Raw genomic sequence first — 23,578 nt, forward strand, 5'->3', positions numbered from 1 at the left:
GCGGAGGCTTGGGCGGGAGGCGGCTGGTGGCATCGGGTTCTCCTTCGGCGGTGGTTGTTTTCCGGGTCGCTGATGCCCGGTTCCTGAACGTCCGACCGGGGTTCGCTGGGCAGCGTTCCGCGGGATCGCCCAGCGGTCAGTCCTCGCTGCGACGCAGGGTGAACAGCGCCAGGGCGCGCGCACCCAGCGGGTAGGCGGCACCGAACGCCCAGCTGTGCTCGTGTTCCCGCGGCAGCTCGGCGGTGTCCAGCAGCAACTGCCAGTCACGGCCTTGTGCGGTTTTCGGGAGGATGAAGTCCAGGCCTTCGTGCCCGGCATTGACCAGCAGCAGCAAGGTGGCGTCGCCGCCGCTGCGGCGGATGCCGGTGGGCTGGGCGCGGCCATCCATGAGCATGCCCAGGCTGCGGCGCTGCGGGTCGTGCCAATGGTCCTCGGTCATTTCCTCGCCTTCGGGCGCAAGCCAGGTGACATCGCGTACACCCAGCTCCTCGTTGTATTCGCCGACCAGGAAGCGCCCGCGCCGCAGGATCGGATAGGCCTGGCGCAGGCGGATCAGGCGGTGGGTGAAGGCCAGCAGTTCACGGCCTTCGTCGTCGAGGTTCCAGTCCACCCAGCCCAGTTCGTTGTCCTGGCAGTAGACGTTGTTGTTGCCTTGCTGGGTGCGGCTGAACTCGTCGCCGGCCAGCAGCATCGGCGTGCCCTGGGAGAGCAGCAGGGTGGCCAGCAGGTTCTTCATCTGCTGCACGCGCAGGCGGCGAATTCCGGCATCGTCGGTAGGGCCTTCGACACCGTGGTTCCAGGAACGGTTGTCGTCGTGGCCATCGCGGTTGTCCTCGCCATTGGCCTGGTTGTGCTTGTGGTTGTAGCTGACCACGTCGCGCAGGGTGAAGCCGTCATGGGCGGTGATGAAGTTGACCGAGGCATAGGGGCGCCGCCCGCGCTGGTCGTACAGGTCGCCGGAGGCGGTGAGGCGCCGGGCGACGTCGGGCAACTGGCCTTCATCGCCGCGCCAGAAGCTGCGCACGGTGTCGCGGAAACGGTCGTTCCACTCCACCCAGCCCGGCGGGAACCCACCGACCTGATAGCCGCCGGGGCCGCAGTCCCAGGGTTCGGCGATCAGCTTGCGATGGCTCAGTACCGGGTCCTGGCGGCAGGCGACGAGGAAGCTGTGGCGCTCTTCGAAACCGTCGGCATAGCGGCCGAGGATCGAGGCGAGGTCGAAGCGGAAGCCGTCCACGCGCATTTCGGTGGCCCAGTAGCGCAGCGAGTCGGTGACCATCTGCAACACGCAAGGGTGGCTCAGGTCGAGGGTGTTGCCGGTGCCGGAGTCGTTGACGTAGTAGCGGCGGTTGTCGGCCTGCAGGCGGTAGTAGGAAATGTTGTCGATGCCGCGCATGCACAGGGTCGGGCCGAGTTCGTTGCCCTCGGCAGTGTGGTTGTAGACCACGTCGAGGATCAGTTCGATGCCGGCGTCGTGCAGGTGCGCGACCATTTCCTTGAACTCGTTGATATGCCCGCTGGCGAGGTAGCGGGCCTGGGGCGCGAAGAAGGCGATGCTGTTGTAGCCCCAGTAGTTGCTCATGCCCTTTTCCAGCAGGTGCTTGTCGTCGAGGAAACCATGCACCGGCAGTAGTTCGAGGCTGGTGACGCCCAGTTGCCGCAGGTGCCCCAGCAGGCCGCTGTTCATCAACCCGGCGCAGGTGCCGCGCAGGCGGTCGGGCACGTCCGGGTGGCGCATGCTCAGACCGCGCAGGTGGGCCTCGTAGATCACCGTTTCATCCCAGGGCACGCGCACCGGCTGCTGCTCACCCCAGGTAAAGGCCGGGTCGATGACCTTGCACTTGGGCACGTAGGCGGCGCTGTCGCGCTCGTCGAAACTCAGGTCCGCGTCCGCCGAGCCGATGGTGTAGCCGAACAGCGTTTCGGACCAGCGCAGCTCGCCCACCAGTTGCCGCGCGTAAGGGTCGATCAGCAGCTTGTTGGGGTTGAAACGGTGGCCGGCGTCCGGCTCGTAGGGGCCATGCACGCGGTAGCCGTAGATCTGCCCGGGATGGGCGTCGGGCAGGTAACCGTGCCAGATCTCGTCGCTGTATTCGGGCAGCTCGATGCGTTCCAGTTCGCGCTTGCCCTGCGCATCGAACAGGCACAGCTCGACCTTGGTGGCATGGGCGGAGAACAGCGCGAAATTGACGCCCAGGCCGTCCCAGGTGGCGCCCAGGGGAAAAGGGCGCCCTTCGGTAACGCGGGACTGTGCACGTCGGGTCATGGCTGGCTCCAGGGATCAGTCGGATTGGGATGGCTTCGATGTCGGCGGCCGCACGCCCGAGGGTTTGGGCGTTGCTTTCTCGGCCGCGGAGGGCTTGCTCTTGCGCTGCTTGTCGGTCGGTGTGACGGTCGGCGCGCTACTGGTCGGCCTGGCTTTGGGCGGCGAGCTGCGCTCGGCGGGCGGCGGCGTCGGTGCCACGGTTTCACTGGAGGTTTGCGGTGCGTCGGGGGTTTCGGGGGTTGCCTTGGGCAGTCGGCCCTTGCGTCGTGGCGGTTCCTGCAGGATTGCCGGCTTTTCCGGCTCCTGCTCGCCCTCGAAGCGCCGCTGCACCGGCTCATCGCTTTCAGGGGCGGACTTGCCCGCTTCGGCGGCGGCAAGGCTGAGGGCCATGCGCCAGTGGCGTTCGTGCTGGCCGTCGGGGCGTCCTTCGGACTCCCAGATCTGGTGGGCCAGCTCCCGGACTCTTCGCTCGTCGATTTTCATCGTTCACCTCCGGATATCAGCAGGTTGACCGGGACCTCGGCCAGCAGCTTGGCCAGCAGCGGCTCCCCGTCGTGCGGTTCGAGGGGGCCGGCCAGCCCGCTCCAGCGGATGGCGGCCAGGGAAGAAGGCAGGTGCAGGCGGGTGTCCCGCCAACCTTGCGCATCGACCAGGGGCAGGGGAGATGGGCCCAGCAACGCGGCGGCGCAGCGCGGTACCACCACCAGCAGATGCTGGCCGGCATGGCTGCGAACGAAGGCCACCACCTCGGCGGCAAATTCGCCGCGCACTTCCAGCGGCAGGTAGTCGCCGGCAGCGAACAGCGTCGGCCAGCGTTGGCGCAGACCGAGGGCGCAGGCCAGCAGGGCCTGCTTGATCTGGCCATTGCGCCAGTCGCGCAGCAGCGCGGGCCAGTCCGGCGTGCCATCCAGAGCCGCTTCGCGGGCCGGGAAGTCGGGGATGCGCCGGTTGTCCGGGTCGACCAGGCTGAAGTCCCAGAATTCGCAGCCCTGGTAGAGGTCGGGCACACCCGGCACGGTATTGCGCAACACGCACTGCGCCAGGGCGTTCAGTGCGCCGGCGGGCATGAGGCTGGACGCCGCCCTGGCGATGGCCTGGCGCAGCGGCAAGCCGGGCGCATCGAGCAGCAGCGCTTCGAGGAATTCGCTGCAGCCCCGCTCGTAGGCTTCGTTGGGCGAGCTCCAGTCGCTGTCCAGCTTGGCTTCGCGAATGGCCTTGAGCTGCCACTGCTCGATGCGCTGGTGGTAATCGCGCAGGCCCGCTTCGTCATCGGCGGCCAGTTCCAGCGGCCAACTGCCGAGCAGGCACTGGTACAGAATCAGCTCGTCGCCGCCACTGGGCGCGGGGCCGCGGGCAGTCTGCCGGCGCAGTGGAGCGGCCAGTTTCCACCAGCTCCAGGCCTGCTCGGCGAACCATTCAGCGCGCTCGGTGAGCACCGCCAGGCGGGCGCGGCAGTCTTCGCCGCGCTTATGGTCGTGGGTGGCGGTGGCGAGCAGGGCGCTGGGAAAGTCGCACAGGCGCTCCTGGCAGGCCCGATGGAAAGCCGCAGCATCTCCCGCCATCTGCTGCGGGTCGGAGCCGACATCGTTGCGCCCCAACGCCGCCGCCGAGCGATAGCAGGCGGTGTCTTCCAGGGACTTGGCGGCGATAGGCGGGGTGAGCTGCTGGAAACGGTCCAGGGCCAGCTTGCGCAGCTGCCGCAATGGTCCCGGCGGCAGGCCGCGCAGGGGTTCGCCGCCCAGGATGCGGTCGAGCCAGACGAGGGTGCGCTGGTCCATCGGTTCCAGTTGCTGCCGGGCCTGCTCCAGGGCCTGGGAGAAGAAGCGCTGGTCCTGCGTCGAGCGGCCCAGGGCATGGGTGTAGGTGCGGTAGACCGGGAAGGCGACGAGCAGCTGGAACAGCGCGCGCCTGATCGAACCCAGCGGAATGTCGCGGCTGGCCAGCTCGAAGCGGGCGATCTGCCAGAGCTGCAGGGCGAGGCCTTCGACGTCGCCGGCGAACAGCGAGTTCAGCACGCGCTCGCGGGCCTGGCGGATTTCCTCGGCGAAGCCGTCCTGGCGGCCGCTGAACTCCAACCACAGATGGCGAAGCACCGGCTCGCCGCGCGCGTCGTGCTGCAGCAGCGAAAGCTGATTCATGAAGTCATAGCCGGTGCTGCCCCGGACCTTCCAGTCCGCCGGCAGGGTCTCGCCGGGGGCGAGGATCTTCTCCACGAAGACCGGTGCGCCGTGGGTGGCGCGCCACAGGCGCCGGCAATAGCCGCGCGGGTCGGCGAGGCCATCCACGTGGTCGATGCGCAGGCCATCGATCAGCCCTTCGGCCATCAGTTTCAGCAGGTAGGCGTGGCTGGCCTCGAAGACGTCGGGGCGTTCGGCGCGCAGGCCGACCAGTTCGTTGATGTCGAAGAAGCGCCGCCAGTTGATGTCGTCCGCCGCCACGCGCCAGTTGGCCAGGCGATAGTGCTGCTGCTCGATGAGCCGGTGCAGGCTGTGCCAGTCGGCGCGATAGGAGGCCAGCAGATTCTCCAGCCGGGAGCTGTCCGCCAGCGCGGTGGCGGCCTGGCGGCACAGGCCCTGGGCGAGGTGGCGGGCCATGGGGTGATGGTGCAGTTCGACGAAACGCGGTGCCAGGGCCAGCAGCTCGAAGCTGTCGGTGTGGCAGAGGATCATGCCGTAGCTGGCGGGGCAGACCGGGAAACGCTGCTCGCCATAGCGCAGCAGGAAGCGCGCGCTGGCGGCGTCGTAATCCAGGCGGATGCGCCCGCCGCTCACTTCATCGACATAGTCCTCGCCGAGGCAGGGCAACAGCACCTGCTGGTCGAGCAGCGGGTCGTCGCTGTGCCAGCGGATGTCGAAGAAATGCGCGTAAGGGCTGTCCAGCCCCCATTCGAGTACGTCCTGCCACCAGGGATTGGCGTCGCCGATACGCATGTGGTTGGCCACGGTATCCACGATCAGGCCCATGCCGTGCTGCCGCAGGCCGTCCACCAGGCGCCGCAGCGCCGGCTCGCCGCCCAGTTCATCGCTGATGCGGCTCGGGTCCACTGCGTCGTAGCCATGCATCGAGCCCGGTTGCGCGGCCAGCAAGGGCGAGGCGTAGAGGTGGCTGACCCCCAGGCGGGCGAAGTAGCCCAGCCAGGGGAGGGCGTCGTCGAGGGTGAACTCGCGATTGAATTGCAGGCGCAGGGTGGCGCGGATTTCACTCATGCTCGCGGCCCTCGTTGCGGGCCCGACGCAGGCGTTCCAGGCGGGCGCGTACCGGTGGGGCATCAAGCAGCCGGGCGGCGTTTTCCTCGAAGCGGCGCCGCCAGTTCGGGTGCCTGTCGCCCGGCCCGGGCAGGTTCGGTTGCTCGACGCAGCCCAGTGCATCCTCCAACGGCAGCAGCACCAGGGGCGCCGGTGTGCGGCCGAGGAACTCGATGGCGCCATCCAGCAGTGCATCGGCCTGGATGGCGCTTTCGCCAAGGGCGCGACGCAGGGCGAAGGTTTCGTACTGGCGGTTGTTGCGCTCCTGGGCAGCACTCTCGGGGCTGCGCTGGCCGAGCTGTTCGCGCCAGTCGATGTCCCGACCTCTCTGCCATCCCTCCAGGGTCGGCAGGTCGTGGGTGGTGCTGGTGGCCAGCGCAGCATCGGGCCAGTGGCGCGGAGCGATGAAGTGGCCGTGCTGCTGCTCGAACAGCAGCACGCGCATGCCCAGGATGCCCCGTTCGGCCAGCGCTTCGCGCAGCCCCGGCGGTACCGTGCCGAGGTCCTCGCCGATGATGATGGCGCGGGCCCGCTGTGCTTCGAGGCAGACCAGCCGCAGCAGGTCCTGGATGGGGTAGTCCAGGTAGGCGCCGTCCTGCGGCGCGGCTCCCGCCGGGATCATCCAGAGTCGGCGCAGGCCGAGGATATGGTCGATACGCAGGCCACCGACGTAGCGCAGGTTGGCCCGCAACATCTCGATGAAGGCGCGGTAACCGTTGCGCCGCAGGCCGTCCGGGGAAAAGGCGCAGATCCCCCAGTTCTGCCCGCTGCGATTGAGGATATCCGGCGGGCAGCCGACGCTGACGCCGGTGAGCAGTTCGTCCTGGCGCATCCAGGCCTGGCTGCCGGAAGGTTCGGCGCCTACCGCGAGGTCGGCGATCAGGCCGATGCCCATGCCGGCCTCGCGCGCCTGTCGCTGCACCTGCTGCAGGCCGCGGGCGACCAGCCATTGGCCGAAGGCCTGCTGGCTGATCGCCTGTTCCGCCTCGACCATGAAGCGGCCGACCTCGGCGCTTGCCGCATGGCGGTAGGGCTCAGGCCAGGAGCGCCAGTCGAGCCCATCGCCGGCCGCGACGCGACGCAACTGCAGGACCTGGAAGCAGCAGTGCTGAAGCAGCTCGGCGCCACCCTGGTTGCGGAAGGCGAGAAAGTCCTCCTGCAGGGCGCCGCTGTGCTGCTGGAACTGCCCATAGAGCTGTGCCAGCAAGCGATCGCGCAGGCGGGCGACGGCCTGCCAGTCGATCAGCGGCAAGTGTTCCAGGCGCTCCCGCTCGGCCTCCAGGCCGGCGGCAACGAATGCCTGGCGTACCGGCTCGTCGCCCAGCACCAGGGCGGGAGCGGCATAGAGTTCGTTGAACAGCAGTCGGCTGGAGGGCGAGTAGGGGCTGTAGATTTCCCGCGCCGCAGGGAACATTGCGTGCACCGGGCTGATCGCCACGGCGTCGGCGCCTTGCCCGGCGGCAGCACGAACCAGCTGGGCGAGTGCGCGGAGGTCGCCGGCACCGCCGTCCGCCTCGCTGCGCAGCGAGTACAGCTGTGCCGCCAGGCCCCAGACGTGCCGACGGCCGCCGCAAAACTGCGCAACCGAAGGGCAGCGCGGCGGCGCCACGGCGAGGATCAGCTCATGCGGGCCCAGGTGCAGCGGGTAGTAGCCGCAGTGTTCGAGGGCTGGAATCTGCCCGTGCTCGTCGACATGACCTTCGCTGTGGCCGCTGTCGTCCTCGTTGAACAGCTTGTAACGGGTGCCTGGCGCGACCGGCACGCTGACCGGCCGCCCGCAGTCGGCGGTCAGCAGCGGCGGCACCTGCGCGCGGCGCTGCTCCAGTTCGTTCAGGCTCTGGCGGATCTGCTCCGGGCTCTGCGCCGCGAAGCCCAGGGCCTGCAGCACACTGCGCTGCACGTCGGTGCTGAGCCGCTGGGGACGATTATCGGCGTCGACCCAGTCGATCATCAGCCCGGCTTCAGCCGCCAGACGCTCCAGCTGTGCATCGCTCATCGGCGCGCCTCCAGGCTGGCGACCAGCGACGCCGCGCCGAGCCAGCCATGACGGTAATGCGCCGCACTCTGCCCGCAGCAGAACAGCAACTGGGCGCTTTCGGCGGGCGGCTCGACGGCGACGTCGTCCGTTCCCAGGTTGAGGTCCAGGCGCCACTGGCTGCCGTCGCCCAATTGCCAGCGCGCGCTCAGGGCGCGCTCGCCCAGTGGCTTCGCCTGCAGCGCGCGGCTGCCGGGCAGCTGTGGCACCAGCCAGCGCTGGCGTACCTGCAGCAATTGCCGGTAGTGCTCGCGCCAGGCGTCGTCACCCTGGTCCGGGCGCGGGCGCGAGGTGACGAAGGTCTGGTAGTCGTTGGGGTCGGGAATCCAGGCCGCGGCGCCGGGCGAGGCGAACCGGCTGAAGCGCTTGAACTCTTCGCGGCGGCCCTCGGTGACGGCGCGGGCGAGGTCGCCCTGGTAGTCGGTGAAGAACAGGAAGGGCTGCCTCTCGCCCCATTCCTCGCCCATGAACAGCATCGGGATCATCGGGCTGAGCAGCACCAGCGCGGTGGCGGCGCGCAGCGGGTCGGTGTGCGCCAGGCAGGTCAGGCGCTCGCCCAGGGCGCGGTTGCCGACCTGGTCATGGTTCTGGATGAAGGCCACGAACGCCTGCGGCGGCAGCGCACCGCTGGGTTCGCCACGGGCGATGCCTCGGTAGTCGGTCTCGCCCTGGAAGGCGAAGCCTTCGCTCAGGCAGCGGCACAGGCGGCCGATGGGGTCGTGGGCAAAGTCGGCGTAGTAGCCTTCATTCTCGCCGGTGAGCAGCACGTGCAGGCAATGGTGCAGGTCGTCGTTCCATTGCGCGTCGAAGCCGTCGTTGTTTGCCTCAGTGCTGCGGCGCAGCAGGCTTGCCTCGTTGTGTTCGTTCTCCAGCACCAGGTGCAGTTCGCGGCCTTCGGCGGCGTGGCGGGCACGGGTAGCGAGATCGCGGAGGAAGTCCTTGTCGGCAATGGCGTGCACGGCATCCAGGCGCAGGCCGTCGACGCGGTATTCACGCACCCACATCTCGGCGTTGCCGATGAAGAACTCGCGCACCGCCGGATCGCGGAAGTCGATGGCCGGGCCCCAGGGCGTCTGCTGGTCGCGGCGGAAGAAGGCGCTGGCGTAGCGCCCCAGGTAATTGCCCTGCGGGCCGAAGTGGTTGTAGACCACGTCGACGAAGACCATCAGCCCGAGGCCGTGCGCCTCGTCGATGAACTGGCGCAAACGGTCCGGATCGCCATAGGCGCAGGAGGGCGCGTAGGGCAGCACGCCGTCGTAGCCCCAGTTGCGCCGACCGGGAAAGGCATTCAGCGGCATCAGTTCGATGGCGGTGACGCCCAGTTCTGCCAGTGCCGCCAGCCGCCCCTGGAGCGCGGCGTAGCCATCGAACAGGCCGACGTGGGTTTCGTAAAGCACCGTTTCATGCCAGGGCCGGCCGCGCCATTGCGGGTGCCGCCAGCGGAATGCGGTGGGGTCGACTACGCGGCTTTCGCCCTCGACGCCGCCGGCCTGGTCGCGGGAGGCCGGGTCCGCCACGCTCAGCTCATGGTCGATGCGGTAGCGATAGGTCTGCCCGGCCACAGCCGCCAGCTCGGCGCTGAACCAACCGTCCTGCGCTGCCTCCAGCGGATACAGGCGGCCGCCGCCCAGTTCGACTTCCACCCGCTGCGCATCCGGGGCCCACAGCGCGAACCTCACCTTGCCGCCGGGCAGGACCTGCGCTCCATGCCGTGGCGTCATCGTACGGCCTGCGCGGGCGCGTGCAGCAGGCGCTGGTAGAGGGCGGTGTAGGGGCGAACGGCGTCGTCCCAGGTCAGCGGCGACTCCATGGCCTTGCAGCGCATGGCGTGCATCAATTCCGGATAGCGGTAGATATTCAGCGCACGGCGCACGGCGTCGTAGTAGCTGGCCGGGGTCTCTTCGCGGAACAGCAGGCCGGTGACGCCATCGACGATGGTGTCGGCCAGGCCGCCGGTGTGCCGTGCGATCGGCAGCGAGCCGAAGCGCTGGGCATACATCTGGCTGAGGCCGCAGGGCTCGTAACGCGAGGGCATGAGCAGGAAGTCGCTGGCGGCATAGATGCGCCGGGCCAGGGTTTCGTCGAAGGCGATCTGCACGCCGACCCGACCGGGATAGCGCTCCGCCAGTTCGCGCATGGCCAGTTCCAGCTCCGGTTCGCCGCAGCCGATGGACACCAGCCGCCCACCAGCGGCGACCATCTCGTCGGCAATCGCCAGAGTCAGGTCGATGCCTTTCTGGTGCACCAGCCGCGACACAACAGCGAATAGCGGGCCGCGGCCGGGCAGCAGGCCGAAGTGCTTCTCGACGTACTCGGCGTTGCGGCGCTTGCCGGCCAGCCGGGTGACATCGAAGCCCTCGATCAGGTGCGGGTCGCAGGACGGGTCCCAGCCGGCGTCGATGCCGTGGGTAATGCCGCTGAGCTGGCCACGGTCGCGGCGCTGGGAGAGCACCCCCTGCATGCCGCAGCCGAACTCTTCTCCGGTGATCTCGCGGGCATAGGTTTCGCTGACCGTGGTGATGTGGCTGGAGTGGCTGATGCCGGCCTTGAGGAAGGACAGCTTGCCGTAGAATTCCATGCTCTCCGGCAGGCCGGCCGCTTCCGGCAGGCCCAGTTCGGCGCAGCAGCCCAGCGGGCAGGCGCCCTGGTAACCGAGGTTGTGGATGGTCAGTACGCTGGGTGTCGTCTGTCCACGCCAGGCCATGTAGGCCGGAGCCAGGGCCGTGGGCCAGTCGTTCACGTGCAGCAGGTCCGGCCTCCAGCCCAGCTCGCTCATGCCGGCGGCCAGGTCGGCGGCGGCGAGGCTCAGCCGCGCAAAACGAATATGGTTGTCGGCCCATTCATGGCCGTTCTGGTCCACATAGGGGGTGCCGGGGCGGTCGTAGAGTTCCGGGCAGATCACCGCGTACACCACCAACCCATCGGCGAGCTTGAGTTCGCCGATATCACAGGCGGGCAATGCTGCAAGGCCGGGCAGGCGGCCAACCATCTTGCACGCCACGGCGCCCTTGAGCACCTGTGGGTAGCCGGGAATCAGCACGCGGATATCGTGGTCGCCCAGCAGGGCCCGGGGCAGGGCAGAGGAGACATCGCCCAGGCCGCCGGCCTTGACGAAGTCTGAAAATTCAGAGGAGACGAAGAGAATCCGTTTGCGTCGCTGCGGCGGCGCACCATCGGCCGAGGGTACCGCGGTGAGGTTGAGTGTGGCGTCTTCCAGACGCACATCGGCCAGCTGGTTGCGCATCGTTCGTTCCTCTCTGTGTCAGCGGGGGCGTGGCTTTACCTGCCGGCCCTGCGGGTCTCCGTGGGTGGTGCCGTCCTTCGGGTGACAGGGGCGCGAAGGGCGAAGTTTCGTCTTTCCGCCAACAGGCTCGGTGGTCGGCCGCGGCCTTTTGCTGGTTCCCTGCAGACAGACGCCAGGCAGCGAACCCAGGTCCGGGATGGTTCCGGAGCTGCTCGTTGCTGTGGTCACTCAGGCAGGGGGAAAAGGCGCAGCCGGAAAGAAAGCCCCGATAAAGCTGCAAGCAGGGTCCGTACCAGTCCCTGGCCTGGAATCAAGTGTCTGAAGGCAAAGAAAAAACGCACCGGCGGCTGGCGATGTGCGACCAGCAGAATGCACGATCGGGCGTGCAGCCGGTTGCAATACGCCTTGCCGCTGCGCTTCACGGAGTGGGTTGTGTTTGCCCTGATCGAAGGGCAGCAGTTGAGCTCGCCTGCTCAGGGTGCCGCCAGGTTGGCAAGGAACTCGCCGAAGCCGCCGGTGGCCCGGTAATCGAGGCGGGCGCTGGTGGTGACGCAGGTCTGGTGGGTCCAGACGATCCGTGCGCCGCTTCGCTCCAGGTCACGAACCAGGCAGACATCCTCGTTGCAGGGCAGGGGACGGAATCCCCCGGCCCGCTGATAAGCCCGGGCGCAGATGCCGAGGTTGGCTCCGTGGATGTGGCGATGGTCCTCGCGGCACTGGTAATGCTCTTCATGGCGAAGGCGCACCTGTTCGTCGTGGCCCGACCAGTCCGATACCTGCACCGTGCCGCAGACGGCCTCGGCGCCGAAGGCCAGCTGGCGAACCAGCCAGTCATCGCTGACGCAGGTGTCGGCATCGGTGCAGGCGAGCCAGCGTGCGCCCTGGGCGAGCAGCCAGGCGGCACCGGCCCTGCGCGCATGACCGACATTGCGCGCGTGGACCTGCAGCACGGCGACGCCCAGCGAGGCGGCGACGGAGTCGCTATCGTCGGAGCAGGCATCCAGCACCGCGAGGATGCAGACCGGCTCGCCGTCCAGGCCGGGATGCAAGGCCGCCTGCTGCAGAGAGCGCAGGCAGGCTCCCAGCAGCACGGCCTCGTTGTGCGCCGGTACGAGGATGCCAATCATCCGGGGGCCTCGCTGAACCAGAGTTCCAGGCGGAAGTCAGCCTCCAGATGCTGCACGCTGGGCGCAAAGCCCATCGCCAGGGTGATCGCCTCATGGACCTCATCGCCGGTCAGCGTGCAGCCTTCGATCGGGTGTCGCCAGTGACAGGCCAGCAGTACGCCTCCTTCCGCCAGGCTCGCCGCCGCTTTCCGGCAAGTCCGCTGCCAGGCTTGCGCGCCAAGGTAATAGCCCAGCTCGCCGAGCACGATGAGCTCGAACTTCGCCTGCGGCCATTGCTCGGGCAATGCTTGCCGCAGCACCCGCACATTGCTCAGTGCAGCAAGTCGCTGGCGGGCCAGTGCGACAGCCTCCGCGCTGTAATCGGCGCACAGCAGCTGTTCGACCCGCCGGGCCAGCTCGGCACTGGTTTCGCCATTGGCGCAGGCTGGTTCGTAGCCGCTGCGAAAGCGCAGGCGGGGGAGGCAGGCGAGGAGCAGGTCGCGCTTGCGCTTCTCGTACCAGGAGGTACGGAACGACCAGGGGTCCGGGTCATCCCGGTACATCCGGTCGAAATACTCGGCCGGCAGGTCCGGAGTCTCGTCGTTCACAGGAAGTACACCTCGAAGGGCTGCAGCAGGGTTTCCAGCAACTGGGCACTGAGGATCGGCGCGCTACCTTGCAACTGGCTGGCGTGGGCTTCGAGCGCCTGACGCTTGCGCTGCAGGGCATCGTCATCCAGGTCCAGGCGTCGTGCACGGCTCCAGGGCAGGCGCGGATCACCGGGAAAGGCCCAGTGCCACGCCCAGATCGGAGTCTCGAAATGCCGCGCGCCACACTCTGCGGCCAATTGCGCGCAGGCGAGCCCGACCTGCTCATGATCGCAATGGCCATCCTCTCGCCAGGTGCTGACCAGTCGATCGCCGGGGCGCAGCAAGGCGCGCAACTGGTCGCGAAGCTCTGCCGCCGCGACGCCGCCGTCGGGCAACCGCAAGCGTCGCCATTGCCATTCGCCGAGATCGATGCCGAGGCGGGCGAGGGCGCTGCGGCTTTCGGCGATTCGTGTCTGCCTCAGCGTGTCTGCTGTCCACTGTGAAGAACCGCGATGGCTGGCTTCGCCGTCCGTCACGGAAACCAGCAGGCCCGCGCAGCCTTGTCGCGCCAGGCTGGCAAGGAGCCCTCCGCAGCCGAGCACTTCATCGTCCGGATGCGGAGCGACGACGACCAGCCGGCGCCCCGGCGGCACCAGTTCTTCGCAACGGAGGCGCGGCAGGCGATCGAGCTGGATGCAGGCCCGCCACACCGAAGATGGCGTGCCGCGGGTACCGGCTATGAGGTTCTGGGCCTGGCTCATAGCGCCCACGACTCGATTTCGAGACGTTTCAGGTGCATGCCCAGGTGCGCCAGGTCGCGCTCTCCGTGGCTCTGCCGGAGGAAGACCGGCAGGTCTGCGGCCAAGCGTGCGAAGCGTCGGTCGCGGCAGAACGGCGTTGCCCCGAGTGCCCGGCCGACATGCCATTGCACGGCCTCGACAGCCCCTTCGACCTGGGCACGAACCCGGCGAGCGGCCAGCTCCGCAGGGGCGGCGGGGTTCTCGTCGATCCATGCGGCGCATTCGCGAAGAGCACCGGCGGCCCCGGCGAGGGCTGCATCGACGGCTCCCAGGTGCGCCATGGCGTGAGGGTCATCGCTATGGCCCTGGCGAAGATAATCCGCCAGTCGACCCGCGGCGCCATACCAGCAAGCGGCGATGCCCGCGCCGCCATGCCAGAAGCCAGGCCGCTCCAGATACTCCTGCGGGCCGCCGACACAGCGGGCCAGCGCCTGGTCGAAGGCCACCGCCACACTGCCGGTGGCTGCCATTCCCACGGCATTCCAACCGCCGTTTCCAACGCTTGCGCCGGGTTGGGCGAGGGAAACGGCGACCAGTTGGGAACGCTGCTGTTCATCCTTCACCGTGACCAGTGCGTGATCCACCACGGCCGCGCCGGAACACCAGGGTTTGCTCCCGCTGATGCGTACATGGCCCGCTTCGCGAGCCACCACTTCGACACAAGGGCTTGGCGGGTCGGCCGCCCAGACGGCCCAGATTCCGCCCAGGGGCTCGCTGTCCAGCTCTGCCAGGATGGCCAGGGCATCGGTGTGGCCCTCGTAGAGCTTGAGCAGGGACAGATCGCTGCCTGCCACGGCCGCCAGGGCCTGCCAGCGCTGCAGGGTTGCGCCGCTGGCGGGCAAGGGCAGACGGTCCAGACCATCGTCGATCAACTGGCGCAGCGCGGCGCCGATAAAGGGCAATTGCTGCGAAGCCTCCTGCGGCAGTTCGAAGTCGCGCAGCAGATGAGACAGGGCGTGCGAGCGGTCGTGTTTCATGGCATTCCCCCTTTCGGAGCCTCTATGCCATGCCGACCTTGCGTTGCGGTTTGCGGTTCAAACCGAATTGTCCTGTGCCTTGCGGCCAATTCGGCGGTGCGCAGCCGGGATAGCGATGGCTGCCGAAGGCACCCAGCAATCCGTTCCGCTCGCCGTACCGCTCGGGTGTTTTGCACAGGCCGCAAGGGTGGATCGGGCGTTCTGCTGATTGCACCGTGCGATCAATTCCTGGCCCAGCCGCTCTACCGCGTCCTCCTTCGTTCAGGGTCAAACCGGGCGTGGAACTTGCTGGACCAGTCTGGCACTTCACCCGAAGCTGCCGGAGCCGGGCTTGCACCCGGTCCCGCGCTGGATGCGCACGGCCCAAACCGTTCCGTGCGCACCTGGAGCAGAATCGACCGCCCCGGTGCGAAGCTGTTCCAGCCTTCCGTGGCCAATGGCCAGGAGCCCTTCATGAACTACGAAGATCGCGATACCTATGGCATGTACAAGAATCGCCCCGTCGCCGTCGAGGCCGACTCCAATCGTGGGCCGGGTCCGCGCCTGATGGGCGCCGACACCCTGATCGGCAACGATGTCTACAACACCCGCGACGAAGACCTGGGCGACATCAAGGAGATCATGCTGGATACGCAGAGTGGCCGTGTCGCCTATGCGGTGCTGTCCTACGGCGGGTTCCTCGGCATGGGCGAGAAACTCTTTGCGGTGCCCTGGAGCGCGCTGCGCCTGGACACCGTCAACAAGCGCTTCGTCCTGGACGTCGACAAGGAACGCCTGTCCAGTGCGCCAGGGTTCGATAAACATGACTGGCCGGACATGCAGGACCCGACCTGGAGCCAGCAGATCCACGACTATTACGGCACCAAACCCACCGACGACCCGCGTTTCTGACGTTTGTCGCCTGGCCGATGCGCGGTGTTTCGCATCGGCCGGGAACAATGGCAGCGCAGGGCTTCAATACCAATCGCTACACCACTGGCAGTGCGGGCTCAGAGCAGTTTTCTGAACTCCCCGGGCTGCCACGTCTCTACCGGGCAGGCCCCACTTCAGCGGAGTGCATGCCATGATCGGACCAGGATCGCGCGGTGATTCGCCAGTCCACTCTCAGCCCCAGCGGGGCGCCCCCTCAGCGGCGGATCAACGGAAAGCAACTCCCCCTTCGCACGACCCCACGCAACCAGCAACAGGGAAGAAGGGCGGGGCGGGCTTTTCACGCTTTGCCCAGTCCCTTTCGCAATGGGCCGGCCGCCCACTGACCTTCGCCCTGGCCTGCGTACTGCTGGTGGCCTGGGCACTCAGCGGGCCGTTCTTTCACTTCAACGATACGTGGCAGCTGGTCATCAATACCTCGACCACCATCATCACCTTCCTCATGGTTTTCCTTATCCAGAGCACCCAGAACCGCGACACCGACGCACTGCACATCAAGATCGACGAGTTGCTGCGTACCACCCACCACGCCCACCGCGTGCTGATGGGGCTGGACGACATGGGCAGCGAGGAACTGCAGAAGCTGCGCAAGACCTATGAGGAAATGGGTGAGGAGAATGCGCAGGATGGCTCGCCACAAAAGGTCGCCGAGCGTGAGGAAAAAGAAGACCAGCATGGGCCGGCCAGCCCTTGAGCCGTTCCCTGACAACCGCAGGACAGCAAACCACCGACTGGCCAGGCCTGTTCGGAGCGATAATCGCTGCCCGCTCACCTGGCTTTCTTCCGAGCCTGCAACGTCTCCCTGACCAGGGTGGCGCAGTCGAGCGCGCGGGCAGGCTGTGCGGGCGGAAAGTCGCTCAAGGTCTTCAGGTGCGCACTGACCAGCTCGCCCAGTCGCCCGGCGATGCAGGACGATTTCTGGGGCAACTGACTGAAGGAGTTCCTTGCGGTCGCAGCTTTCTCAGCGATCGCTGCGCAGGCTGAACATCAGTGCTGCCAAGCGCGGCAGCACCGGGGCGCAGTCATCTTCCTGGGTGGAGACGTGCCGTTTCCATGACCCCATGCGTGTTCCCGCCGGGCCTGGCGCCAGGCTCGCCTATGCTCATCGCACGGCGAAAGCGTCCGGAAGGAGGATAGGGAATGGTCACCGTGCTTCTCGTGGACCCGACACCCATAGTGCGCAGCGCTTTGCGTGACCTGCTGGAAGACATGGGGCACGGAGCCGTCGACGAGGCTGTCGACGTCCCCTCGGCACTGTCGCTCGCCCGCGAGACGCATCCGGACCTGGTCATTCTCGAGATGGCGCTGCCCGGTGCGGGCGGGCTGGACCTGCTGCGCCGGCTACGCGCGCGGGACCCTGCGCAGAAGCTGCTGGTCTACAGCCGGCAGAATCCCGGGCACTTTGCGCCGCTGTGCTTCCAGGCCGGCGCCAGCGGCTTTGTCAGCAAGGACGAGGACCTCAAGGAACTGCGCAAGGCCATTGTCGATGTGCTGTCCGGCCGTGCGCATTTCGCGAGGGAATACATGCAGCCGGGGAGTGGGGGTGAACTGGCGAACCTCACGCCCCGCGAGTTGGCAGTACTGCAACTGATCGCCGAGGGCCACTCCAACCTGAGCATTGCCGAGCAGTTGCGGATCAGCTTCAAGACGGTCAGCACCTACAAGGGCCACCTTCTCGAGAAGCTGCATGTGGGTTCCAACGTGGAGCTGGCCGAAATCGCACGCCGCAATGGCCTGCTGGCGGGGCAGGAGAGCAACGCCGGCGCCCTGTCAGCGGCGGCCTTGCCGCCGGAGCTGGGCATGTTGCGCGGTCTGGTGGATGCTGCGCCCAACCCGATGTTCGTGCGCACCATCGAGGGCCGCTTGCTGTTCTGCAACCAGCGTTTTCTCGACTACTACCGGCTTACTGCGGAAGAGGCGCTGAATTCGGGACTTGCCGATGCGCGCTGGTTTCCGCCCGCCCTGCGCAAGACGATTCCCGAGTCCTTTCGGCGGCTGGTCAACGATGGTGTACCCATCGCCGTGACCAACCGGGTGGAGATATTCGGCGCGCCGCGCGTGCTGCACTACTGGATGGTGCCTTACCGCGACTCCAGCGGCCAGCCAGCCGGGATGCTCGGGGGGTTGCAGGACATCACCTCCAGCGAGGACCACCTGATCGAGTTGCGCGACCGGGCGCTCGGCGCCGAGGCGCGGTTGAGGCAGCGGACCGAGTTCTACATGTCATCGCTCAGCGAACTTGCCGAGCGGTTGGCCAGCCTCGGGCTGCATCCGGCTACGCCGGGCCTTGCCGATCTGACCGCGCGACTGGCGCGCCTGCGGCGTATCTGCGACCTGGAGGATGGTCAGGTGCCGTCCGCACCGGAATCCTGCGGGCTGCGCGCCTTGATCGGGCGCGGCCTGACCGGGCAACCGGCGAGCCTTTTCGGCGCGCCCAACGTCGATATCGACCGGGTCTGGCTGGACGTGCGCGTCTTCGCGGAATGGATGACGAGCGCCCTGGCGCTGTTCCAAGCGGACAGCGACGCACCCGTCACCCTGCGCCTGGACATCTCCCCGCAGGAATACGGGCGGATTGGCGCTCAGCTGAAAATCCGCGGCCGGAGGGCACCGCAGAGCGTCATCGACCGTTGCCACGCCGAGCGCCTGGCTGAGCACCTCAAGGGGCGTTTCAGCTATGAGTGCGAAGATGAGGAGGTGACCGTCCTCCTCGAACTCGAACTACTCCTGGCCAGCCTGGAGTGACTATCGAAGAACTCTGATGGTGCTGCCTGAAGGACTCTGAGTTCGCTCCGAGCCCCGCCTTCCTAGCATGTGCGCAACCCGATCACTTCTCCGGAGTTGCCAGCATGATTCCCACCTCTGTAACCATTTCCCCGCGCCGTCCAGGCGCATTCTCGACGCTCGCCATTGCCCTGCTGATGGCGGCCGGCTCTGCGCTGGCCGCCCCTGCGACAGCGCCTCAAAAACCGGCGCAGCCGCTGGTGATGCTTGCCCATCAACAGTTGCTCGAAGGCGACCTCGGTGCCGCCCAGGCGTTGCTCCGCGAAGCCGGCGCCAAAGGGCAGGGCGGTACTCGAGCGCTGGCCGAGCAGGCCTTTCTGGAAGACGCCAACGGCCGTCACATACGCGCCCGGCAGTTCTACGACGCCCTCAAGGGCAGTGACCAGGAGGCCGTCATTGCGGTTCCGTCGGCGGTAAACCTGACCGCTCTGGCGCGTTTCGACCTGGCCCGCAGCGCATTTGCCGCTCTCCAGAAGCGCTCGCCCAACCCCCAGGTGCAAGCCTACGCCGGCCTGTGGAGCCTCTGGCTCGGCGCACGGGGTGCCAGCGATGCCGGACTCAAACCTGACGCTGCCAGGGCCCGGGTGCAGAAAATCGCCCGTGGCATCAAGCCCGTCACCGCCCAGCAGCGCGCCCTTGTCGCCCTCTACCAGGGCAAGACCGACAGCTCGGCAGTGCTCGCCGAGATCGACGCGCTGCAGGCCCCCGAGACGGTCAAGCGCGACCTGCGTACCGAAGCCGGGCTGTTCGCCGGCGCCTACCTCGACTACGTCCGCCAGGACCACCAGGCCGCCCTGCGCCTGTACCAGCTCGCCCTGGCGCAATCACGCCCCGCGGCCATGGAGCGCCAGCTGCTGATCCAGTCCAGCCGGGCCCTGCAACTGTCTTCTCGCTGATTTTCCCTACCCATGCCAGGGCAATCCCCTGGAAGGAGTCCCCTCGTGAACAGGATCTATCGTCTCGTCTGGTCCAAGACCCAGCATTGCTGGTGTGTGGCCTGTGAATTCGCCCGGCAGTCGGGCAAGGGCGGCCGCGCGCTGGCGGTCCTCGGCCTGGGCGCCCTCGGCAGTATTTTCCTCGGCGACGCCCTTGCCGCCGGCGGCTCGACCTATGAAAAAGGCATTGCCGGAAACGCCGGCATCTACGTCAACGACAGCACCGACTCAGGCTGCGTGTTCGTCCACGATACGGGTGTGAGCGGTGATCAGGGCTGGAAGTACGACGGTAACAACAGCAACTGCAAGGCCGGTGACAAGTCGAGCCAAACCGGCCGGGTTCTCTTCTACGGCACCGGCACCCAGAGCGACGGGACCAACTCGCTGACGCTGGGTAATGAGCTGTACGTGAACGGTGGCCGCATCGGTCTCAACAACAAGATCGACGGGACAAACTCCCTGGCCATCGGCAATGTCGGTACTGATGCAGCCGGCGCCGCCACCGGCACCCAGGCGGTCGCCGTGGATTCCGTCGCGATCGGCAACAACGCCGTGGCCAGCAAGCAGAACGCAATGGCGCTCGGGACAGCCGCCCAGGCGCTGGCCCAGGATGGCGTAGCACTCGGCTCAGGCTCGGTAGCGGGCACGTCGGCCGGCGCCCCCGGCTATGTCCCCGGCGGTGCCAGCCGGGAGCAGGCCGACGCGATCGGCGCCACCACCAGCACCCTGGGTGCGATATCCGTCGGCGATGCGGCTACCGGCAAGTTCCGTCAGATCACCAGCCTGGCAGCCGGCACCCGCGACAGCGATGCGGTCAACGTGGCACAGCTCAAGGGCGTGGTCGGTAGTGCGACTGCCGATGCCGTGATGTACGACAACAGCACCCACAACAGCATCACCCTCGGCGGTGATACCTACGACAACAGCACGCACACCGGCGGTACGACCATCACCAACGTGGCCAACGGGGTGAACGACAGCGACGCGGTCAACGTCTCGCAGTTGAGCGAGCTGGCCAACACCCCGATCACCTTCGTCGGCAATTCCGGCGCGGTCGACAAGAAGCTGGGTGACAGCTTCATTATCGAAGGCGCGGCCACTACTGCAGGTTCCTACTCGGGCGCCAACCTGAAGACCGAGGTGGATGCCAACGGCCACCTGCAACTGCAGATGGCCGACAACCCGCAGTTCGATTCGGTGACCACTGGCAACACCACGATCAGCAACGACGGCCTGACCATCATCGGCGGGCCGAGCGTCACCACCGTCGGTATCGACGCCGGAAACCAGAAAATCATCAATGGCTAAGTTCGCCCAACGCCCGATAATGTTAAAAGATTCTGCACTTCATTGAATTTTAAGGGTTTCTTTTGAGTTCCTGACAAGCTTCCCTAACCAAAGCGGTCGTACTGATCCAACGCGGCTGCCATCCTTCATCTGCTCCTTTCGACCTTGGCTGAGGCAACTTCACGCTAGCGGCCCCGCCTGAAGTTCCTGGAGCGCCTGGCTCCAGAATTCCGGATCGGCATAGCGGGCAGCCAACGCGTCAATGTCAACCGGATCGCCCAGATCATTGAACTCGATACTGCCAAAGAGGTTGACGTGCTGCCAGGCCACCGGCGAGGTGCCCCGCAGGATCTCGATCGCAGCCTCGTCGTGGAGCGCCTGTTTTTGGTCGTAGATCTTCGATAACAATACTGTGTTGTAGAAGATGATCGCATTGGCGATCAGGCGCGAGCACTCGTTCCACAGTTGCTGCTCCGCCTCGCTCTGAACGCGCAGCTTGCCGCTGTTGACGTAGGCCACAGCCTTGCGGAACCGGTGATAAGCCTCACCACGATTCAGCGCCTTCTGTACCGCCTGCCGCAGGTCCACGTCGTCGATGAAGTCGAGGATGTACAAGGTGCGGCAGATGTTGTCGAGTTCCCACAGCGCCTTCTTCGTCTGATTCTGGCGCGTATAACTGCTGAGCTTGCGCACGATGGTGGCCTGCGTTACGTCCTTCTGCGCCAGTGAAGCCATGATGCGCAGGATGTTGGGCCATTCCTGCAAGATCAGGTCGTCGTAGACCTTGCGCGAGGGTTGGATCAAGCCCTCGGCGTAGCGGCTCGGGTGGCCGAAGGCAACCAGTGTCTGCGTCTTCTTGTGCAGATCGCGGTAGCGCGGTGCGAAGCCGTATCCGAAGGCCCGCAAAATCCAGAAGTTGACCTGATTCGTGCCGTGGGTGTCGGTCGAGTGGCGCTCCGGCTTGATGTCGGAGGTGTTGTTGTACAGCAGATCGAACACGTAGTGGCTCTCGTGCTCGTGCGTTCCGATGATGCGGGCGTTGATCGGCACATGGTTGGCCACCAGGGTGCAGGCGCTGACGCCCTTGCGCAGACCGAAATACTTGGGTGAGTGCCGAGCATTGAACGTGTCGATCTGGGTCTCGATGCGCTGCCCGTCGCTGCTGGAATGGAGTTCGTCGCGGATGTCGAACAGGTGAAACGCCGACAACTGCGCGGTGGCGTTGCTGATCGCATCGTTGGCAGCGCGCAGCGTCTCTGGGCGCAGGTAGTTGCGGGCGCAACCGTGCAGGGAAGCGAAACTCAGGCCGGACACCTCCGCCATCTTACCCAGGCCCATGTTGGTCCCCAGCGCCACCACGCAAGCGAGAATCTCGCGGTGGTCGGGCGGATGTTTGACGTAGCGGTCGAGGACGTGGGTGAACGCCCCGAGAAACTGTGCTCGGCGGGCGACGAACCACAGCAACTGGGCAATGCCGATACCGGGCAACTGGCTGTAGAACGGGCTGTTGGTCGGCTCCTCCGCGCTTGGGTAGATCAGCTTCCAGCGCTTCTTGTCGGCCCTTCCGGTGAGCTGGATGTGCCGGTTGGCATACTCCTGGATGCGTCGGTTGACTTCGGCAAAGCGCGTATCCAGCGCCTCTCGGAAAGTCTGCAGCGTCTCCTCGATCGGGGCCAACAGCAAGGGCGCACCGATGTCGTGCAGGATCGCCTCACGCTGCTCCCAGCGGGCGTCACTGATCAAATCGTCCTCGAAACGGCGGAACTCGTTGCTGTCGCGCACGAACAGATTGCCGGCCTCCAGAGCATTGCGCAGCAGTTTGTAGACCAAAAACTCGTAACGCTCGACGGCCAGGCGTTTCGCCGACTGCAGTCCCAGCGGGTCTGGGGTGAATAGGTAGCGGCGCAGGTTCTGGGGGATGACCTCTTTGGGAAAGCGCTCCGGCGCGACCTGTGCGGGCGATTTGCCCTCGCGCAACAGTCCCTGCAGAAACGACATCGCCTCCATCAGCGGGGCATCCTCTACCCGTCCGGCGAAGTCGAGCTCGCAGAACAGGTGGCGCAGGTTGAGCTTGATCCGGTGCGACAGCGTCGTGTAGTACGCCCACTGGTACGCGGCCTTGTCGAATACGATGTTGCGTAGGTAGTCGGTCACTGCCGGAAAGCGTTCGGGCTCCAGCAGGGCGAAAGCCTTCGCTTGGACCTCGGCGAAGGGGCGGTCGTTGGTGATCGATCCGTCGATGAACAGATGCAATACCTCGCCAGCCGCCTTCAGACTCTCGCTGGCGTCTGCGAATGCCTGTTCCATCGCCTCTTCGGCGGCCAGCTTGGCCTGCTTCTCGTAGTGACCGACCAAATGGATGAACGCCTCGACCAGGTGGTCGTTGATCTGCCGGAACCGGTGGTAGGCGAAGCACAGCAGGTACAGTCGGGTTGCGCCCTTGGGCATGCGCTGCAGCTTGTAGACGGTGTAGAACATGACCAGCGAGGCATAGTATTTGCCGCTCTCGACGGACAAACCCGCGCTGACCAAAAAGCTCTGGGCGAAATCGTGCAGCGGCTGGAAATCCTGCCGGCGTTCGACCTCGCGCTTCAGCTCCTTGTAGCTGAAGTCCTTGGGCTCACGTTTGAGGGCGCTGATGCGGTACATCGACTCGTCAGCCTGCAGCAGAGCATCGAGCGACTGGGAAACGGTTGGCGTCAGCGCTTGGTCGAGCAGTTCGGCCACACGGTTGCGCTCGTGCGTCACCACCCGCCCCACCAAATCCTGCAGCGTCGAATAGCGCGGCACCTCGAACCGCTCTTGCTCGATGCACTGCAGGATTTCACGCAGGAGATAGAGCGGCTGGGTCGAGCGCATGGCCATGCGCCGCGCCCGCTCTTCCAGAAGCTGCAGAGCCGAGGCGTCCCAAGGGCTGTAGCCCAGCAGCGCCAGTACAGTTTGCCGAATGAGTGCCCGAGTGGGACGGGACGGTAGATTTCGAACACTCGCCTCGGTTTTGCCGGGGAAGTATCGGGCCAACAGGTAGCACACGTCGTCGGCGACGCTGTGGAGCTCGAAGGCGAAGAACTGGCGCTTGGCCTTGAAATAGCCCAGTTCAAGCGCGAGGAAAACTCCGGTGGATGCGGCGCGCACCTCGATCGCAGCCTGTTCGGGCGGGCTCAGGTCGAAGTAGGTGTGCCGGTCGTCGTCGGTGAACTGCGGTAGACCGTACAGCTCGTCGATTTCTTCGCGGGAGAGAATGGCCAGGCGGTGATCACGGGCCGACGACATTCAAGTCTCCTTGCATACGGCGCGGTGAATGCGTGATCGCGTAGGTACATGGATGGATTGTGCCGTGGCGTGCTGCTCCGACGCTTCGGAGACCGCTCCTGAGCCA

Annotated in this window: 16 protein-coding genes; 5 read left to right on the top strand and 11 right to left on the bottom strand. The window is 66.5% G+C overall.

What is annotated here, in order from left to right; translation table 11 throughout:
• Positions 1-136 precede the first annotated feature (136 nt).
• From glgX to RS899_RS11490, 10 genes are all read right to left on the bottom strand, one after another.
• Entirely contained in the window at positions 137-2,266 is a 2,130-nt protein-coding gene (glgX, locus tag RS899_RS11445) for a glycogen debranching protein GlgX (protein ID WP_315809972.1), read from the bottom strand.
• Positions 2,267-2,281: 15 nt separating this feature from the next.
• Positions 2,282-2,749: a DUF2934 domain-containing protein gene (locus RS899_RS11450; protein WP_315809973.1), complete on the bottom strand. Its 468-nt coding sequence runs from the start codon at positions 2,747-2,749 to the stop codon at positions 2,282-2,284.
• A complete protein-coding gene (treY, locus tag RS899_RS11455) occupies positions 2,746-5,472 on the bottom strand; it encodes a malto-oligosyltrehalose synthase (RefSeq protein WP_315809974.1) in 2,727 nt (908 codons plus the stop codon). Before treY ends, RS899_RS11450 begins: the two co-directional genes overlap by 4 nt.
• The gene (malQ, locus tag RS899_RS11460) at positions 5,465-7,507 is read right to left on the bottom strand and encodes a 4-alpha-glucanotransferase (RefSeq protein WP_315809975.1); all 2,043 of its coding nucleotides are present in this window, start codon (positions 7,505-7,507) and stop codon (positions 5,465-5,467) included. Before malQ ends, treY begins: the two co-directional genes overlap by 8 nt.
• Entirely contained in the window at positions 7,504-9,267 is a 1,764-nt protein-coding gene (gene treZ / locus RS899_RS11465; protein ID WP_315809976.1) for a malto-oligosyltrehalose trehalohydrolase, read from the bottom strand. Before treZ ends, malQ begins: the two co-directional genes overlap by 4 nt.
• A complete protein-coding gene (gene glgA / locus RS899_RS11470; RefSeq protein WP_315809977.1) occupies positions 9,264-10,790 on the bottom strand; it encodes a glycogen synthase GlgA in 1,527 nt (508 codons plus the stop codon). The genes treZ and glgA overlap by 4 nt, the downstream gene beginning before the upstream one ends.
• Before the next feature lie 473 nt (positions 10,791-11,263).
• Positions 11,264-11,917, bottom strand: coding sequence for a glycosyltransferase (locus RS899_RS11475; RefSeq protein ID WP_315809978.1), 654 nt, complete (start codon positions 11,915-11,917; stop codon positions 11,264-11,266).
• On the bottom strand, positions 11,914-12,504 hold the full coding sequence (locus RS899_RS11480) for a methyltransferase domain-containing protein (protein WP_315809979.1): 591 nt from the start codon (positions 12,502-12,504) through the stop codon (positions 11,914-11,916). The genes RS899_RS11475 and RS899_RS11480 overlap by 4 nt, the downstream gene beginning before the upstream one ends.
• Positions 12,501-13,247: a PIG-L family deacetylase gene (locus RS899_RS11485; RefSeq protein WP_315809980.1), complete on the bottom strand. Its 747-nt coding sequence runs from the start codon at positions 13,245-13,247 to the stop codon at positions 12,501-12,503. The genes RS899_RS11480 and RS899_RS11485 overlap by 4 nt, the downstream gene beginning before the upstream one ends.
• On the bottom strand, positions 13,244-14,263 hold the full coding sequence (locus RS899_RS11490) for an acyl-CoA dehydrogenase family protein (RefSeq protein ID WP_315809981.1): 1,020 nt from the start codon (positions 14,261-14,263) through the stop codon (positions 13,244-13,246). Before RS899_RS11490 ends, RS899_RS11485 begins: the two co-directional genes overlap by 4 nt.
• Before the next feature lie 453 nt (positions 14,264-14,716).
• Between RS899_RS11490 and RS899_RS11495 the strand changes: the two genes are divergently transcribed.
• From RS899_RS11495 to RS899_RS11515, 5 genes are all read left to right on the top strand, one after another.
• Positions 14,717-15,154, top strand: coding sequence for a PRC-barrel domain-containing protein (locus tag RS899_RS11495; RefSeq protein WP_315809982.1), 438 nt, complete (start codon positions 14,717-14,719; stop codon positions 15,152-15,154).
• A 361-nt stretch (positions 15,155-15,515) separates the two neighbouring features.
• Positions 15,516-15,887, top strand: coding sequence for a low affinity iron permease family protein (locus RS899_RS11500; protein ID WP_054906859.1), 372 nt, complete (start codon positions 15,516-15,518; stop codon positions 15,885-15,887).
• A 446-nt stretch (positions 15,888-16,333) separates the two neighbouring features.
• On the top strand, positions 16,334-17,938 hold the full coding sequence (locus RS899_RS11505; protein WP_315809983.1) for a response regulator: 1,605 nt from the start codon (positions 16,334-16,336) through the stop codon (positions 17,936-17,938).
• A 104-nt stretch (positions 17,939-18,042) separates the two neighbouring features.
• Complete coding sequence (locus RS899_RS11510; RefSeq protein ID WP_315809984.1) at positions 18,043-18,873, top strand: hypothetical protein; 831 nt, start codon at positions 18,043-18,045, stop codon at positions 18,871-18,873.
• 45 nt (positions 18,874-18,918) lie between these two features.
• A complete protein-coding gene (locus RS899_RS11515; protein ID WP_315809985.1) occupies positions 18,919-20,220 on the top strand; it encodes an ESPR domain-containing protein in 1,302 nt (433 codons plus the stop codon).
• Positions 20,221-20,379: 159 nt separating this feature from the next.
• Here the strand turns inward: RS899_RS11515 and RS899_RS11520 are convergent, their stop codons facing one another.
• Positions 20,380-23,472 (bottom strand): Tn3 family transposase, encoded by a 3,093-nt coding sequence (locus RS899_RS11520; RefSeq protein ID WP_315809986.1) that lies wholly within the window; start codon positions 23,470-23,472, stop codon positions 20,380-20,382.
• Between the last annotated feature and the right edge of the window lie 106 nt (positions 23,473-23,578).

This window comes from Pseudomonas sp. C9-3 (genome assembly GCF_032392015.1).
Lineage (GTDB): Bacteria > Pseudomonadota > Gammaproteobacteria > Pseudomonadales > Pseudomonadaceae > Pseudomonas > Pseudomonas nitroreducens.